This is a genomic window from Rhizobium sp. NXC24 (assembly GCF_002944315.1).
In the GTDB taxonomy this organism is placed as follows: Bacteria; Pseudomonadota; Alphaproteobacteria; order Rhizobiales; family Rhizobiaceae; genus Rhizobium.
This window is the reverse complement of record NZ_CP024314.1, coordinates 849,171-862,698: the sequence shown is the minus strand read 5'-3', so window position 1 is coordinate 862,698 and position 13,528 is coordinate 849,171. Positions and strand designations below refer to the sequence as shown.

Genomic DNA, 13,528 nt, shown 5'->3' with positions numbered 1-13,528 from the left:
GGCGGAAGTATCATGGCAGTTCACGAGATTGGTAAAAGCGTACCCGGAGCTCAATCCGAGGCCAAGCGATCAAACGGAAGCGAATATATTTCCTTTCGCGATATTTGGCGGTTCATGCAGCGTCATGTGCTGATCTTCATCACCTTTACCGCGATGGGGCTCGGCATCGGCTCATACTACGTGATGACCACCCAGCCGATCTATCAGGCTACAACCCGCCTGGTGATGGATCCGGAACAAGGCCGCATTGCGTCCCAGGACGCCTTCAGCGGCACGGTCATCATCGAGGCTGCGGAAATCGCCAGCCAGGTTGAGATCGTCAAATCGGAGGCCATCGCCCGCGCGGTGATCGAGAAGCTCAATCTCAGTGAAGACCCCGAGATCGTCGGGGGCATGTCGTGGCAGGGAGCCCTGCGTGACAAACTGCATAGCATCAGCGCCTATTTCACCCACAGCCACGACGAAGAAGTAAAGCCTGTCCCGACCCAAGACGATCTGATGCGCCGCACTATGGCCTCGTTTCTCTCCAGGGTCTCGGTCAACCGTGTCGGCCAATCCTACATTCTGGAAATCGGCTATAGTTCCACCGATCCGCGTAAGGCGGCACTGGCGGCGAACGCGATCGCCGCCGCCTATATCCGCACGGGGCTGACCGAGCGCGCCTCCGCCGCACAAAGCGGCGCGAAATGGTTGGAGACGCGGCTGATCGAGGTCGGGCGGCAGGCCCGCGAGGCCGCAATGAGCGTCGAAGAGTTCCGTGCCAAGAACGGCATCATGGAAATCAGCGCCTCCTCCTCGCTCGATCAGCAGCAATTGTCCGAAATCAGTAGCCAGGCGCTGGCAGCCCGGGCACAGACGGCCGCAGAATCCGCCAAGCTTGCGACGCTCACCCGGCTTATGGCCGGCGAGAAGGTCGAGGGCGATGTCGACGAGACGATCAACAATCCGCGCATACAGAAACTGCAGGAAGATCTGAGCACTGCAACGACCAAGCTCAACAACCTGACCAGCCGGTATGATGCCGGCAACCCGGCAATCGCGGCTGCGCAGGACGAGATCAATCGGCTGAAAAGCGAGATGCAGAGGGAGTTTTCCCGCATCCAAGCGGTCTATCGCTCCAATCTGGAAGTAGCCCAAACCCGGGAGAAGCTGCTCAACGACGAGCTGGCCGCGCTGACGGAAACCGGTACCGACAAGAACCTGGCGCGTGTCGAACTTTCCGAAATGGAGAGCCGCGCAACGACCTATCGCCGCATGTATGAAAGCATCCTGCAGCAATTGATCGGCGCGCTGCAGAAGGAATCCTTCCCGCTCGGCAATGCCCGCATCGTGACGGCTGCCGCCGTGCCGCTGACGAAGAACTGGCCGAAATCCTCGATCGTCATTCCTTTCTCCGCCATGCTCGGCCTTGCCTTGGGACTTGGGATGGCGCTGCTGCGTGACGGCATGGACCGGCGCGTCAGCTCCAGCGAAAAGCTGCGGCGCGAACTCGGCATCACCTCGCTCGGCCATGTGCCTGTCTATGCCGGCCCGTCCTTCGTGCCCGGCCATATCGTAGGCGGTGGCTCGACGTGGCGACGAACCATGTCACCGCTGAGATCCGTGCTCGATACACCCTACTCGCAATTTTCCGAAGCCTTGCGTGGCGTAAAACATTCGGTCGACTCCGCCTTCCAGCCGAATGCGCCGATGGTGATTGGTATCACTTCGGTCGGCACAGGCGAAGGCAAGACGACGATCGCGACCAATCTCGCTCAGCTCTATCAGAACGAGGGCACATCCGTGGTGCTGGTCGACGCCGATTTCCTCAATGCCCGCCTCAGCGGCGTGGCAATGGAATCGGGCGCGGATTTCGGCATGGATCTGCTGCGCATGAACGAAGTGCCGCGGCGTTATTCAGTCGCACATGAAAACGGCTTGTCCATCGCAACGATCGATCATGATCCGGAGATCGACAGGCTGTCGTCGCAGCCCTATGGCAGCGGCATTCCCGTCGTCACGGTCGACGAGACGGAGAAATCCGTTGCCGCATTCCAGCGCTATGGCCATCTGCCGGCGCTCAAGGCGGAAATCGATCTGCTGCGCCGGCGCTACAAGGTGGTCATCGTCGACATGTCGGCCTTCGAAGACTCCGCCGATACACGCGTCATCTGCTCCTATCTCGAAGGCATCGTCGTCGTTGTCGGCCATACCAACAAGATGACGGTGGAGCGGCTGTCCGACGCGCTTGCAAGCTTTGGTACGACGCCGATCAATATCCTCGGCATCATCGCCAACCGCAGCAGCGAAAAGCGCCGGCATGCCGAGCGCCATCACTGGTGGCGCAAGCCGCAGCCGCGCGAAACCCGCTTTTCCGCCAAGCGGCTCGAAGGCCGTCCGGCTGGCCGCCCGCTCAAGCTGGTCGTCGGCATCGCCAGTGCCGGCCGGCGGGACATCCTGTCCTCGATCCTTCCGCATATGGCGCGCCAGACGCGCAAGCCGGACGAAGTGGTCGTCTGCCTCGCCTCGCCGGAGGACATCGATCCGAGCTGCCTGCGCGATCTCGATTTTCCGGTGCGCGTGCTGATTTCCGAACGGGGACTCTGCCGCCAGCGCAACCGGATCCTCGACAACATTCCCGATTCGGACGTCGTCCTCTTCGTCGATGATGATTTCCTGATGACGCCGAACTACCTCGAGGAGACGGAACGGCTGTTCCAATTCCATCCGGACATCGTCATGTGCACCGGCACGGTGCTTGCAGACGGGATCACCGGCCCCGGCATCTCCGTTCGCGACGGGCTGCGAATGGTGGAATCGAAGAGCCGGCGGCGGTCGGATCCGACGGCCCAGTTCCAGCCGGTCTACAACGCCTATGGTTGCAACATGGCGGTCCGCACCACGATCATCAAAGCCGGCAATCTGCGCTTCGACGAGAACCTGCCCTTCTATGGCTGGCTCGAGGATGTCGATTTCAGCCGGATCGTCGCCCGCTACGGCCAAGTGGTCAGCGCCAAGCAGTTGGAAGGCGTGCATCTCGGCACGAAGGTCGGCCGCTCGGCCGGCGTCCGGCTCGGTTATTCGCAAATCGCCAATCCCGTCTATCTCATGCGCAAGCGAACCATGAGCGTCCGTCACGCGTCCATCCAGATCGGCCGCAACCTAGCCGCCAACCTCGTCAAAGCCTGGCGGCCCGAGCCGTGGGTCGACCGCAAGGGACGGCTGAAGGGCAATGCGATGGCCTGTCTCGATCTGCTGAAGGGCAGGCTTGCGCCGCAAAACGTCGAAGCGCTGGAGTAATCTCGTGAGGCCACCCCGTCCCGATCGGGTCGTCATCATCAACGATCGCTCCGTCAAAGTTGGCGGAGCATCGAATCTGGCGATCCTTTCTGCCGATCTATTGCAACACGCTGGAATTCCAGTCACCTATTTCGCCGGCGACACCGCCGGCGACAATCCGCCGGCGTTGGACACCATCAATCTCGATGGCCTGCCACTGACCCAGCAAGGCCGGATGAACGCCCTCGCCAGCGGACTATACAGCAAGAGCGCCTATACTGCGCTGCAGGATCTCATCACCCGAAAGGACACGCCAGCTACGATCTACCATGTACATGGCTGGTCGAAGATCCTTTCGCCGTCGATCTTTCGGGCGCTGTGGCCGGTGCGCGAGCGGGTCGTGCTGCACGCCCATGACTATTTCCTATCCTGCCCGAACGGCGGCTTTGCGAACTATCGAAAAAACGATGTGTGCCGCCTCACGCCGATGTCGATGCAATGCCTGACGACGCAGTGCGACAAGCGCGGTTATCACGAGAAGGTCTGGCGATCGGCGCGGCATGTGCTGCGGGAGCACTTTTACCCCACTCATCAAACGCCGGCCAATATCGTCATCGTGCACCAGCGCATGCGCGACTATTTCGACCGTAGCGGTATCGAAACAGACAATATCGAGATCATCCGCAATCCGGTCGAACCCTTTCTGAAGCAGCCGATGCAGCCATGGAAGAAACGCGATTTCTTTTTCGTCGGTCGGCTCGAACCGGAAAAAGGATTCGAGGATGCCGCCATGGCGGCGCGGCTTGCCGGCATAAGTCTCCACATCATCGGCGACGGCGCGGGCCGCGCGCTGCTGGAGCGCGACTATCCGGAGGTGGTCATTCACGGCTGGAAATCCAAGGAGGAGATGCGCGACATCATCGGCAATGCCCGAGCACTCGTCGTTTCCTCGCGCGTTCCGGAGCCTTTCGGGCTCGCCGCGCTGGAAGCGGTGACCAGCGGTATTCCGGTCATCCTTCCAGACGCGGCGCTTCTCGGCGACGAAATTGCCGAGCTCGGCTGTGGACTGACCTTTCAAAGCGGCAAGGTAGAAACGCTTGCCGGCGCGATGCGCCGCCTTGCAGGCGATAACATGTTGATCCGCCTGATGAGCGTCAACTGCATGCGCCGGTCCAGTGGTCTTGCCCATACACCGGCCTCCTGGCGGGACGCACTGATCACCCTCTACGACCGCATTCTCGAGCGCACGGCCGCCTCCGCTGCCCTCGCCGAGGACTATCCGGAAGCTGCTGGACAATCACCAATCGGTTAGTTGAGTAGACGAATTACCTGCCGACCTAGCCGTGCTTTCCCGGCTTTACGTCAATGGGACTAGGGCAATACCCGCAGGGTCAATTGTCAAGCTTGAGGGCAACTGGCAGCTTTGTGAAACGGTTCGGCAATGTCGAGAGGTTCAAGAGATGCTGTCGGCTTTTGATGGCTATGCTCATGATGAGCAACCGCTTCGTGATTTGAAACAGACAGCAAGGCGCAGCCGCGCCAAGCGTAGCGTCGATATACTGCTTTCGGCCGTAGGCCTGCTGTTTCTCGCCCCGGCGCTTCTTGTAATCGCCATCGCGCTGCTATTGGTCGATGGCCGCCCCATCATCTACCGCCATACCCGCGTCGGCCGAGAGGGCCGCCCGTTCCAATGCCTGAAGTTCCGTTCCATGCGCAAGGATGCAGACAAGCGCCTGGCTGAGTTGCTGGAGCGGGAGCCGGAACGGAAGAGGGAATGGCTGGCCACGCAGAAGCTGATGAACGATCCGCGCGTCCACTGGCTCGGCAAATATCTGCGCATGAGCAGCGCCGATGAACTGCCGCAGCTTCTCAACGTGCTGCGTGGCGAGATGAGCTTGGTCGGGCCACGCCCGGTGGTGGCCGCGGAACTTGAGCGCTACGGATCGCAATTGTACTGCTACCTGGCACTACAGCCCGGCATCACCGGCCTATGGCAGGTCAACCGCTGCGCCGACACCTCCTATGAGGAGCGGGTACAGTTCGATGTCGACTACTACCATGCATGCTCATTCTGGACGGACGTCGCCATTCTCTGGAAGACCGTCGGCGTCGTGCTGCTTGCCCGCAATGAAAAGGAACGACTCACCAAATGAAGAAGATGGCGACCGCAGCCCAGACCGCGAGACAAAACAGTATCAGCAGCCAACGGAGCACGAATTTCCGGCGCGGAAAGCGCCGGCGCCCGGCTGCCGTGCGATCGGGATCGACGTCCTTCATAACCTGTTCTGCATGTTGTCTCATGACAGTTTACGAAAAACCCTCTGTTGGGCGAACACCAACCAAAAACATCTTCTCAGGCCCAGGTCGCAACTTACGTAACGTTAGGCCGTTCAACGCCAGTTTGCTTAGTTTTTGGAGCGTTCCCCTTGGCGCAAGATTGTGTTCCGAATGGGAACGTTACATGATTTATCTTAAGAAAATCTGGTTTTTCTTAAAGAAACCCACACAATATTATGGGGCCGCGATGAGTCAGCGGTGGAAAAACGGAGGGGTTTTGCCTTTCTTTTCTCCGACGCAGGCGGTGCGCTGATGGACGGGATGCCCCTTCCCCCTCCATCTTCCGGCCGATTCGGTTTGCCGCGATGGCTTCGCCTGCGCTTGCCGTCCGTCATCGGCGACGGTGCTTCGACCTTGGTTTCGAAGATCGTCTCCCAGGTCGTGCAGCTCGTCGTTTTCCTCGTCGCAGCGCGTGTGCTGGAGTCTGCCGAATTCGGCCTCTACGCCTATAGCTCCGCCATCGTGATCCTGCTCGTCGTTGTTGCCGAGGGCGGCTGGGGCGAGTTCATCATGAAAACGGAGTGCACGCGGGACGAGCTCGACCAGGTCGGCACGATCTCGGTCATCTCCGGAATCCTGATAACGATCGTCGGCCTCTCGATTGCCGCGGTCGTCTGGTTTGTCTTCCATCAGCCCTGGGAAGGCATGCTGCTCTGCCTCTTCAGTTGCTGGTTCCTGCCCTCCTCGCTTTCAGTCGTCTATGACGGACTGCTGGTCGCGAGGGGGCAGTTGCGCAAACAGGCGGCAATCCGTATCGCATCCGAGCTTACCGGGCTGGGCGTGACTATGCTCGGCCTGTGGATAGGTTGGAACGTCTTCTCCCTCGTGGCGGGAAGGCTTGCGACACTGCTCGTCGGCGTATTCGCCTCTGCCATCGTCGCACGTTGGTATCCCAAACCACGCCTCACCTTTCCGTTCGCGCGCGAAATCCTCGAGTTCTCGCGTCATATTCTGGCAAACCGGCTGATCATCTTCCTGCGCTCCTATTCGGGCACACTGGCGATCGGCAGCTTTCTCGGTCTCGCGGAAGCCGGTTATTATCGCGTTGCCGAACGGATCATCGCCGCCTTCTCCGAACTCATCGGCGAGCCGGCGCGCATGCTCGCCTGGACGTTGTTCCGCCGGGCGACCGTCAAGATCGATGCCAACGGCAAAACATCCCGCGATGTCGGTCCCGCCGCGACCACCTTCATGACCCTTCTGATGGCGATCTCGGCGCCGATCTATCTCGGGCTGTCGCTGATTTCATCCAGCTTGATCGACGTGGTGCTCGGCGACAAATGGGCGCCGGCAGCGATCCTCGTGACGATCCTCTCGGTCAAGCAGGTGCTGCTGACGCCCGGCTATGTCACCGAGCCGCTGCTTTCTCTGTCCGGCAATATCAGGCATATGCCTGCCGCGCTGTTGCTCAACGGCGCTATCTCGGTCGGCCTGATCGTTCTCTTCGCGCCCTTCGGCGTCGAGGCGGCGGCTGGTAGCCAATGCCTGGCATCGCTGATTTCCTTTGTGGTATCGATGCATCTGCAGCGCAACTATGGCGGCCTCGCATGGAGGCGGGTGATTAGCGACTGCGCCTACGTTGCCGTTGCCATCGCAGCCATGGCGGCAACGGTCTATTCGCTCGGTTATCTCGCCGAAGCGTCTGCGCTGCGGCACCTGGCAACATTGGCGATCCAAGTGGTGTCCGGCGGAGCGACCTACGTTCTCACCCTTGCGATCCTTCAGAAATTGATAGGGATCCCGATCCCGATCTTTGCGGTCGGCCGACGATAGGCCTGACAATTTTCAAAACGAGAAAGGCCGTTCGAGGCCAGTTGAGGACATGACAATGGCGACGGCATCTTTGTCAGAGAACAAGCGCTCGATCCTTGGCGAAACGGTCCGCAGTCTTGGCCGGTCTTTGTCGCCGCTGCGTGCGGCCGGCGGGCGCCTGCGGTATCTATCGCCATTTCCGCGGCGATTTACCGGAGCTTACAGTTCCTACGAAGCTGCCTTTGCCGCCGCCAAGACCATGCCGATGGCCGGTTACGACCACGAGGAAATCACCAATGTCGGCTTTTCCAAAATGTGCCAGGTCTTGCCATGGGACTATCCGGTGATGTTCTGGATGCGCAACCTGATGCAGGAGGTTGACGGTGTAATCGACGCCGGCGGCCATATGGGAACGAAATACAGGGCTTTCCGGCCGTTGTTGCAGTTCGACGACTCCTTCCGTTGGGTCGTCTACGATCTTCCCTCCTTCACCCGCGCCGGACGGCGCTTGGCGGAGCGCGATGGTCTGACCGGCCTCACCTTCGTCGACCGCATCGAGGAAGCCGCCGGCATACCGCTTTTCCTGGGCTCCGGCTTGATGCAATATCTGGATGTGCCGCTCTCCAGCCTGCTGCAGCGCCTGCCGGCGTTGCCCCGGCATGTGATCCTCAACAAGGTCGCCCTCCACAAGAGAGGCACGGTCGTGACGCTGGAACGAATAAGCGGCGCCTATGTGCCTTATCAGATGCGCGACGAAGCCACCTTCCTCGGCGATTTGACACAGCTCGGTTACACGCAGGTCGACCGCTGGGCGATCCCATCTCTGTCTCACCTCATCGACACCCATCCGGAATTGGGACGGAGCGAAAGCGCCGGCTTCTATTTCCGCCTCGGCTAGAGATATTCCCGGAACGCAGTCAAGGGGGTGGCGAGAGCCGCCCCTTCGTGCATGGATCAAATCAAATAGTATTGACTAATCGATTAGTCCTTGCTATTTGATTTCTCATGATCGAAACCGACACCATAACTGCCGTCATGCGCGCCCTTGCCGATCCCACCCGGCGGGCCGTGTTCGAGCGCATCGTCAATTCCGACGAGATCACCGTGGTCGAATTGACCCGCGGCAGCAGTGTCACGCAGGGCGCCATCTCCCAACATCTCAAGTCCTTGAAACAGGCTGGCCTTGTCTGCGAGCGCCCCGAGGGTCGCAACGTCTATTATCGTGCCCAGCCAGATGGCCTGGAGCCGCTGGTCGACTGGATGAGCCACTATGGCGTCTTCTGGCGCGAACGCTTTGCCGATCTGAGAAACCTGCTGAAGGAAATCGACCCATGAACCAAGCCGTGAGTAAAGACACGCAGGCCATTGTGGCCGAAGAAGTTTTCCCGCATGCGCCGGCGATCATCTGGAAGGCCTTGACCAGCGGCGAACTGATCAGCCGCTGGCTGATGGCGCCGAAGGGTTTCGAGCCTGTGGCCGGCTGCCACTTCACCTTTCAAACCACGCCCGCAGGCGAATGGGACGGCACCATTCACTGCGAGGTGCTGGAGGTCGTGCCGAATGAGCGGCTGTCCTATGCCTGGAGGGGCGGCCATGCGGCCAATGATGGTTACGGCTCAAAACTGGACACGGTGGTCACCTTCACCCTCTCCAAGGCCGAGGCGGGCACGCGCCTGCGCCTCGTCCATTCCGGCTTCGTGCTTCCGAAGAACGATACCGCCTACCGCAACATGAGCGAAGGCTGGAAAAAGGTGGTCAAGAGGCTCGACATGGTGGTCGCCGAAGAGGCGTCTTCGCAAACATCGCATTGAAGCAATAGGAGAACGACATGAACAAGCTCTATGTCGGCGGCTGCGCCTGCGGCGCGATCCGCTACGAAATCGCCGGCGAACCAGCCGTCATGGTTGACTGCCAGTGCCGGCAATGTCAGCGCGACAGCGGCACCGGCCATCAATCGCATCTGACTTTTGTTGCGGCTGAGGTGAAGGTCGAGGGAGAAGCGTCGCACTGGCAGACCGTTGGTGACGGCGGAACCGTGAAGCGGCGCGGCTTCTGCCCGACATGCGGCTCGTCCGTCTATATGACGTTTCCCGACATGCCGGATGTGTTCATCGTCACGCCAGCAAGCCTCGATGAGCCAAGCCGCTATGAGCCGCAATTGGTATCCTGGACCGCGGCCGGATATGCCTGGGATCACCTCGATCCTGCACTGCCGAAATTCGACAAGATGCCACCGAGGTGAGACAGCTTGAACCTGAAGATCAATAGAGACATCAGACTGTCTTCACCATGACCGACGATAATCCTTCAGCAATGACATAGGGCCTCTCGATTGCATGCCTCGCCTTAAGATGATCGGCGAGGCGGACTGCCAGCGTCAACAGCATCAATGTCGGATTGGCGTGCCCGCCCGTCGGAAAGACCGAACTGCCTGCGACGAACAATCCGTCGACACCATGGACCATCGCGTTCGGATCGACGACGCTGGTCGCGCGATCGGTTCCCATGCGCGTCGTGCAGGATGGATGCGCCATATCCATGAAAGCCGCGCTGCCGTCGTCATCCATGGCGATCCAGTCGGCGAGTTGCGGCCGCGGCAAGCCGATGCGGCCGAATTCCTTTGAAATCACTTGCGCCAGTCGCTTTATGCTCTTGATTTCGCAAGGCCCTATCTTCCAATCCACTCGAGGCAGAGGCCTGCCGAAGCGATCACGTGTGTGCGAAAGCGTGACCCGGCTTTCGGGGTCAAGCTTTTGCTCCGCCATGACGTCGAAACGCAGCTCGGTCGACCGGTGCGGCAAGCCGCGTTTGCGGATCAGCCTGTTGTAGAGGCCGGATGCGATCATTCCGGGCGATCGTCCGATGGCCGAAAGATCATGCGCCAATGTCCGGTGTGAGCCGTGCGCCACGCGCTTCAGCGCAACCCACGGGTCGTCGTCAGCGTGGATCTGGACCGGATAGGCCGCGCAATTGGTAAGACCTTCCCGCACCTGCATGTCCGGACTGAGAGACAGTCCCTGCAGATAAAAATGCGTTCGCCCTTTATGCGACAGACCATAGAAATTGAAATGCCGGGCGATCCGATCGATATCGCGCCCGGTGACGCGGGCAAGCGACGTGCGGGGATGATCGGCAAGATAGCGGCCGACGACATCCCGGCTGTTGCCAATGCCGGACCTCATCAACGTGTTTGAGGCCAGCAGCAATCGGGCATTCTCAATGCCGCCGCCGCAAAGTACAATCGTCCTGGCGTCGACGATGGCCTTGTTTCCTTCAAGGCTCGTCACATTCAAGGACGTGGCCCGGCGGCCATTGTGGTCGAGAACGACCTCCGTCACCGTCGCATGTGTCAGAAAATCGATATTCGTCGCATTGATCTTGCGCGCGCATCTGTTGAAGCGCATCGGTTCGCCGCGCCGATTCCGCTCATGGCTGAATTGCCAGAAGAACGGACGGAGAAGATCGCTGTTCATGCCAAGATCGGTCGGGCGGGAATGCAGCCGTTCATAAAGGCGCTCGTCGTAAAGATTGGGTCCGAGATTGAGGAGGTCGCCGGCACGATCCAGCGCTATCTGCAGCTCATCGCGCCCGATCGGCCAGCCGGACAGCGACAGCCACGGCCGCCTTGCGAAATCGATCTCGTCGAAAGCAGCACATTTGCCGACCCACGTATGAGTGCTGCCGCCGAGAAGCCGGTTGCGCAGCTCGAAGGCCGGTATCTCGTTCAACCACTCCAAGCCGCCGCTGTAACCGCGCCCAACCGGCTCGATGCCGGCGCGCGCAACAGGCTCGCCGATATTTTCGACCGCGTTCAGTGTCTGCAATTCGGGCTCGTAATCGAGGCCGCCGCTATCGATGACGAGGATGCGAACTGGCGTATTTGCAAATTCCTGTGCGATGGTGATGCCCGCGGGACCACCGCCGACGATGGCGATATCGGCATGTAGCAGCGTATTGTCCCGGGCTGATCTGAGGTCTCGGATCGCCATGATAACATTCTCCCACAATTCCTTGTTTTTCTATCGGAATCGCGGCTTCGCGGATAATCGTCCAATCAGGCATAGATGCGTATGTGAGCTACCGATTTTGGATAGGTCGATTGGCTCTGCACCAAGCCTTTCTGGCCGGAAAGCCATGCTGAAAACAGAGCGAACGGGCGCTAGGCTCAAAGACGAGAGCCGCTGATTTCATCGGGAGCGAAGATATGGCTAAAGTCGGATTGCGGGAATGGATGGCGCTTGCGCCGGTATTTGCGTCGGGAAAATTGGCGCGCTATGGCGACGACACAGGCGGTCCCCTATTGCGGTTCGAGGCCGATTTCTGCGCCAAGTTCGGCGTACAGCATGCGCTGACGATGAGCAGCGGTACCGGGGCGCTGATTTCAGCGTTGGTCGCGGCCGGCATCGGCCCCGGCGACGAAGTGCTGGTGCCCGCCTATACCTGGATCGCCACCGCCGCCGCGCCTCTGGCCGCCGGCGCCGTGCCGGTCCTGGTCGACATCGACCAGACATTGACGATGGACCCTGCCGACATCGTCCGCAAAATCACCCCGCAGACGAAGGCGATCATTCCCGTGCACATGTCGAACATGGTCTGCGACATGGACAGCATCATGCACATCGCCCGCGAGCATAATCTGCTTGTCATCGAGGATGCCTGCCAGGCCGTCGGGCTGACCTACAAGAACAAGCGGACGGGCACGATCGGCGACCTCGGCGCTTATAGCTTCAACCAGTTCAAGAACATGAATATCGGCGAAGGCGGCGCTGTCGTTACCAACGATCCGCAGCTTTTTGCCCGGGCGCGCATGTATCACGACATCGGCTCGCTGTTTCGCGGCCATCTCGATAATGCCAACGAACCGCCGATGCTCGGCGTGAATTTCAAGGCGAGCCAAATCCAGGGTGCCATGCTGCGCGTCCAACTGAAGCGGCTCGATCCGATGATTGCGCGCATGCGCAAGCGCTACGACATGATGACCGAGATCCTGTCGAAGAGTGACAGGATGCGCATCGGTCCGCACAATGATGTCGCCAACGCCGCCGGCTTGCATGTCATCTTCGAAACGCCCGACGACGCCAGACAGTTTGCCGAGGAAAACAGGCGTGGCGTCTATCGACTCTACGATTCCAGCCGCCACGTCTACACCAATTGGCAGCCGGTGCTGCAACAGCGCAGCGGCCACCCTGCAATGAACCCCTATAATTGGACGGATCGAAAGATCGAATATACGCCTGACATGTGCGCGCAGACGCTGGATATCCTGAAGCGCACTTGCCGCATCAGCCTGGGCGAGAACTATCCGGCGGCGCTGATGGCATATTTGGCACGGCGCATGGTTCGCCAAGGCCCGACCGCCAGCGGCAAGCTCTCCTATGCAACAACCTAGTTTCGAAATCATCGGTCCAGACGTTATCGACGTCTGGACCTGGAGCCTCGATGCGACGCCATCTCAGCTCGATGGGTTCGCAGCGCTCTTGTCCGCTGAAGAGCTCACAAGAGCTGCGCGCTTCGTGCGCGAACGAGACAGACAACGGTTCATAGTTGGAAGGGGACGGTTGCGATCCATCCTCGGGCAGTATCTCGGCCTGTCGCCGCAAAAAGTGTCCTTCACGTATAACGACTATGGCAAGCCTTACGTCGCTTTCCCTGGCGGCACTCCCCTCCACTTCAATCTGAGCCACAGCGCCGATCTTGCGGCGCTAGCGATCTCTGATCGCTACGAGCTCGGCATCGATGTCGAGGAAATCCGCTTCCTCAAGGAAGACATCGCTGGTCGTTTCTTTTCCCGTAAGGAATGCCTGACCCTGCGGGCACTGCCGCCGGAGGCCTATCTCGACGGTTTCTATCGCTGCTGGACGCGCAAGGAGGCCTTCGTCAAGGCGCATGGCGAGGGGCTCTCGCTGGCGCTCGACAGTTTCGACGTAACATTCGATTGGACAAGTGAACCGAGACTGGAGCGGCTAGAGGGCGATCCAGACGCGCCTTTCAACTGGCGGATTCTCGAGCTTGAAACACCGGCGACGTTCGCCGGCGCTGTTGTTGCTCTCACAAAGGGTCGTCCGGTCGGCCTGCGCTATCGCAGCGATGAGGATGAGACGCCTAGAGCGCATCGCGATCTCTGGGATTCGCTCCGCGCGCTTTAGGTTCTTTATTTTACGCGTGTCGCTATTGCAAAACC

General features: G+C 60.0%; 11 protein-coding genes. 10 read left to right on the top strand and 1 reads right to left on the bottom strand.

Annotated elements, in window-relative coordinates:
- Positions 1-12 precede the first annotated feature (12 nt).
- The 8 genes from NXC24_RS28065 to NXC24_RS28025 all read left to right on the top strand — a co-directional run bounded on the left by NXC24_RS28065 (position 13) and on the right by NXC24_RS28025 (position 9,589).
- Positions 13-3,279 (top strand): glycosyltransferase, encoded by a 3,267-nt coding sequence (locus NXC24_RS28065; RefSeq protein ID WP_245464181.1) that lies wholly within the window; start codon positions 13-15, stop codon positions 3,277-3,279.
- Positions 3,280-3,283: 4 nt separating this feature from the next.
- Complete coding sequence (locus tag NXC24_RS28055; RefSeq protein ID WP_104826651.1) at positions 3,284-4,570, top strand: glycosyltransferase family 4 protein; 1,287 nt, start codon at positions 3,284-3,286, stop codon at positions 4,568-4,570.
- 148 nt (positions 4,571-4,718) lie between these two features.
- Positions 4,719-5,411 carry a sugar transferase gene (locus NXC24_RS28050; RefSeq protein WP_104826650.1) on the top strand — a complete coding sequence of 231 codons (693 nt, stop codon included), beginning with the start codon at positions 4,719-4,721 and terminating at the stop codon, positions 5,409-5,411.
- A 436-nt stretch (positions 5,412-5,847) separates the two neighbouring features.
- Entirely contained in the window at positions 5,848-7,368 is a 1,521-nt protein-coding gene (locus tag NXC24_RS28045) for an oligosaccharide flippase family protein (protein ID WP_104827871.1), read from the top strand.
- A 55-nt stretch (positions 7,369-7,423) separates the two neighbouring features.
- Entirely contained in the window at positions 7,424-8,245 is an 822-nt protein-coding gene (locus tag NXC24_RS28040) for a methyltransferase, TIGR04325 family (RefSeq protein ID WP_104826649.1), read from the top strand.
- 107 nt (positions 8,246-8,352) lie between these two features.
- On the top strand, positions 8,353-8,682 hold the full coding sequence (locus tag NXC24_RS28035) for a metalloregulator ArsR/SmtB family transcription factor (protein ID WP_104826648.1): 330 nt from the start codon (positions 8,353-8,355) through the stop codon (positions 8,680-8,682).
- On the top strand, positions 8,679-9,158 hold the full coding sequence (locus tag NXC24_RS28030) for an SRPBCC domain-containing protein (protein ID WP_104826647.1): 480 nt from the start codon (positions 8,679-8,681) through the stop codon (positions 9,156-9,158). The genes NXC24_RS28035 and NXC24_RS28030 overlap by 4 nt, the downstream gene beginning before the upstream one ends.
- Before the next feature lie 17 nt (positions 9,159-9,175).
- Entirely contained in the window at positions 9,176-9,589 is a 414-nt protein-coding gene (locus NXC24_RS28025; protein WP_104826646.1) for a GFA family protein, read from the top strand.
- A 31-nt stretch (positions 9,590-9,620) separates the two neighbouring features.
- Here NXC24_RS28025 and NXC24_RS28020 read toward each other — a convergent pair whose 3' ends face one another.
- Positions 9,621-11,336: a GMC family oxidoreductase gene (locus tag NXC24_RS28020; protein ID WP_104826645.1), complete on the bottom strand. Its 1,716-nt coding sequence runs from the start codon at positions 11,334-11,336 to the stop codon at positions 9,621-9,623.
- Between the two features lie 215 nt (positions 11,337-11,551).
- Between NXC24_RS28020 and NXC24_RS28015 the strand changes: the two genes are divergently transcribed.
- Complete coding sequence (locus NXC24_RS28015; protein ID WP_104826644.1) at positions 11,552-12,736, top strand: DegT/DnrJ/EryC1/StrS family aminotransferase; 1,185 nt, start codon at positions 11,552-11,554, stop codon at positions 12,734-12,736.
- Positions 12,723-13,493 (top strand): 4'-phosphopantetheinyl transferase superfamily protein, encoded by a 771-nt coding sequence (locus NXC24_RS28010; RefSeq protein ID WP_104826643.1) that lies wholly within the window; start codon positions 12,723-12,725, stop codon positions 13,491-13,493. The genes NXC24_RS28015 and NXC24_RS28010 overlap by 14 nt, the downstream gene beginning before the upstream one ends.
- The last annotated feature ends 35 nt before the right edge of the window (positions 13,494-13,528 follow it).

What these genes read in the sequence shown, in the direction of transcription:
- NXC24_RS28020 (WP_104826645.1), bottom strand. Translation starts at nt 11,336, where the DNA reads ATGGCGATCCGAGACCTCAGATCAGCCCGGGACAATACGCTGCTACAT.
- NXC24_RS28040 (WP_104826649.1), top strand. Translation starts at nt 7,424, where the DNA reads ATGGCGACGGCATCTTTGTCAGAGAACAAGCGCTCGATCCTTGGCGAA.
- NXC24_RS28065 (WP_245464181.1), top strand. Translation starts at nt 13, where the DNA reads ATGGCAGTTCACGAGATTGGTAAAAGCGTACCCGGAGCTCAATCCGAG.
- NXC24_RS28010 (WP_104826643.1), top strand. Translation starts at nt 12,723, where the DNA reads ATGCAACAACCTAGTTTCGAAATCATCGGTCCAGACGTTATCGACGTC.
- NXC24_RS28015 (WP_104826644.1), top strand. Translation starts at nt 11,552, where the DNA reads ATGGCTAAAGTCGGATTGCGGGAATGGATGGCGCTTGCGCCGGTATTT.
- NXC24_RS28050 (WP_104826650.1), top strand. Translation starts at nt 4,719, where the DNA reads ATGCTGTCGGCTTTTGATGGCTATGCTCATGATGAGCAACCGCTTCGT.
- NXC24_RS28035 (WP_104826648.1), top strand. Translation starts at nt 8,353, where the DNA reads ATGATCGAAACCGACACCATAACTGCCGTCATGCGCGCCCTTGCCGAT.
- NXC24_RS28025 (WP_104826646.1), top strand. Translation starts at nt 9,176, where the DNA reads ATGAACAAGCTCTATGTCGGCGGCTGCGCCTGCGGCGCGATCCGCTAC.
- NXC24_RS28030 (WP_104826647.1), top strand. Translation starts at nt 8,679, where the DNA reads ATGAACCAAGCCGTGAGTAAAGACACGCAGGCCATTGTGGCCGAAGAA.
- NXC24_RS28045 (WP_104827871.1), top strand. Translation starts at nt 5,848, where the DNA reads ATGGACGGGATGCCCCTTCCCCCTCCATCTTCCGGCCGATTCGGTTTG.